The sequence below is a fragment of the Acinetobacter sp. UBA6720 genome (assembly GCF_002454215.1).
Taxonomy (GTDB): Bacteria; Pseudomonadota; Gammaproteobacteria; order Pseudomonadales; family Moraxellaceae; genus Acinetobacter.
The window spans coordinates 1-2,764 of sequence record NZ_DKIK01000060.1 but is presented as its reverse complement, the minus strand read 5'-3'; the positions used below and the strand labels follow the sequence as shown (position 1 = coordinate 2,764).

The following is a 2,764-nucleotide window of genomic DNA, read 5'->3' as shown; positions in this document are numbered from 1 at the left end:
GCATCTGCGCCAATGAAGTCGCTAGCATCGCGGTTATACCACCCATCAATGCCGTCTTGTTCGATCAGTTTAGCAACTTCTTCAATGAGTTCAGGTGTACGAGGGTGTAATGCATTAGTATCTTTATGTACAAAGAATGGGATTGGTACGCCCCAAGTACGTTGACGTGAGATACACCAGTCAGGACGACCTTCGATCATCGATTGAATACGATTTTTACCCCAATCTGGAACAAATTCGATGTCATTTTCAATCGCATTTAAAGCAGTTTGACGTAAACCTTTGGCATCCATGCTGATAAACCATTGTGGTGTTGCACGGAAGATAATCGGTGTTTTATGACGCCAGCAGTGTGGATAGCTGTGTTTGATTGGCTGATGCGCCCATAGACGACCGACAGCACCCAAAGCTTCGATAATTTTTGGATTTGCTTTGTAAATATGCTCACCCGCAAAAATCGGTGCAGTTGGTAAATATACGCCATTACCACCGACAGGATTATCGACTTTTAGGTTGTACTGTAAGCCAACTTTATAGTCGTCCACACCGTGTCCAGGAGCGGTATGTACTGCACCTGTACCGCTGGTTGCGATAACGTGTTCACCTAAAATAACAGGCACTTGGCGATCAGTAATCAGAGGATGTTGTAATAAGACATTCTCGATTGCTGAACCTTTAAAATCAGCCAGTACCACTGGATTTTCAAGCTTATAGCGCTCAATTGCAGATTCAACCAGATCTTTGGCAAGAATAAAGTTTTGCTTGCCATGTTCAGTTATCACTTTAACCAATTGATAGTCAATTTCAGCATGGAGTGCAACGGCTTGGTTGGCAGGCAACGTCCAAGGTGTGGTTGTCCAGATCACAATATCAGTCACATCTTGGACATCAACACCAAGACGGCTGCTTAAATCTTTAAGGTCAACAACGGTGAAACCAACGTCAATTGCATCAGACTTTTTATCTTCATATTCAACTTCTGCTTCTGCGAGCGCAGAACCACAATCCAAGCACCAGTTCACAGGTTTTAAGCCGGGTTCGATATGACCTGCTTTGGCAATTGCGCCAAGCGAACGAACAATGTCTGCTTCTTGCTTAAAGTTCATGGTGAGGTAAGGACTATCCCAATCACCAAACACGCCCATGCGCACGAAGTCTTTTTTCTGTAATTCGACTTGGGTGTAGGCATATTCACGACACGCTTTACGGAAAGTTGAAGCATCGACTTTAACGCCCACTTTGCCGACTTTTTCTTCGACTTTCAGTTCGATTGGCAGACCGTGACAGTCCCAACCTGGTACGTATGGCGCATCGAAGCCATCCATCACGCGGCTTTTGATGATGATGTCTTTTAAAACTTTATTGACTGCATGGCCCAAATGGATTTGACCATTGGCGTATGGAGGACCGTCATGAAGCACATATTTTTTCTTGCCAATACGCGATGCACGAATCTGCTGATAAATGTTGTCGGCATACCACTCTTCTAACCATTTGGCTTCACGCACAGCCAAATTTGCTTTCATGGCAAATTCAGTATCTGGCAAATTGAGTGTGGCTTTATAATCCACTGCATTTTCAGGAGTTTGCTTATCGCTCATGCAAGTTTTCTTCCAGTTTTATCAGTCTAAACTGACATGTATTACAAATGAAATTTAAATTTAAAAAGGAAATTCTGGTGTGCGTTCACGATAGTCTCGTAATTTTTGCACATCATCATCGATTCCAGCTTTGAGGGCTTCAAGCGAAGGGTAATTCAGTTCACCATGCAAATAGTGAAGAAAAGTTACCCGCATCAATAAGCCATACAGATTAGCAGAAACATCAGGGAAATGTACCTCTAATCGCCATTCTGGCTGGTCTTGTTTGATGGCTGGGCGTGTCCCGACATGACCTGCACCAAACAAACTGTCAGTTTGATAGCCTGTTATCCCGTTGAGGGCAGGATCTGAATGTTTTACTTTTGCATTTAATGATGCATTTTCACAGACCACATCCACCGCATAAATCCCATTTAAACAAGGTTTATGACGGTTTAAACGAACATTGATGGTTGGAAAATCAAGGGTGCGACCAATCTGATCTCCATATTGCACTCGGCCTGTGATGCTATAAGGACGGCCCAAGAGTTTGGCTGCTAATGCCAGATCACCTTCTTGTAGAACCTGACGAATACGGGTTGAACTGACACGTTCACCATTTAAAGCGACGGTATTTAAATTGGTCACGTCAAAGCCATAATCGCGTAAAAATTCGCTGTTGCCTTGGCGGTCTTTGCCAAAATGAAAATCATCGCCTAGCACCAAGCTTTGTGCATTGAGTTTTAATTTGAGTAGGTCGGCAAATTCAGTGGCATTTAGACTTCTAAAATAATGGTCAAATTTCGCAACTGCAATGTAGTCCACACCAAGCTCAGTTAAATATTCTACTTTTTCACGTAATGAGCTAATGCGTGGCGGAGCATCATAAGCTTTAAAAAATTCAAGTGGTTGCGGCTCAAAAATCATCACCAATGTTTTTAAGCCTTTGGCATCTGCCAATGTTTTGAGTTGGGCAATCATCGCTTGATGACCAAGATGGACACCATCAAAATTGCCAATCGTTACCGCAGTCGGCGGTAACTGAAAATCTGGCGATAATGCGTTGAGACGAAGCAACTTCATGGGCGTTAAATTCAGTGAATTTTGCAAAGGCTATATATTGCCATATTCTCAGCGATTCGTCTTGTTGTTGTGTTTTTCATCAGTAAAAAATTCGGAGAAAG

At 42.9% G+C, this 2,764-nt stretch carries 2 protein-coding genes; both read right to left on the bottom strand.

The window, feature by feature from the left end; all coding sequences use genetic code 11:
- Positions 1-1,601 (bottom strand): isoleucine--tRNA ligase (locus B4F08_RS04850; protein WP_291373528.1); only part of this gene is annotated, 1,601 nt, incomplete at its 3' end.
- Between the two features lie 60 nt (positions 1,602-1,661).
- A complete protein-coding gene (gene ribF / locus B4F08_RS04845; protein WP_291373526.1) occupies positions 1,662-2,663 on the bottom strand; it encodes a bifunctional riboflavin kinase/FAD synthetase in 1,002 nt (333 codons plus the stop codon).
- Positions 2,664-2,764 lie beyond the last annotated feature (101 nt).

What these genes read in the sequence shown, in the direction of transcription:
- ribF (WP_291373526.1), bottom strand. Translation starts at nt 2,663, where the DNA reads ATGAAGTTGCTTCGTCTCAACGCATTATCGCCAGATTTTCAGTTACCG.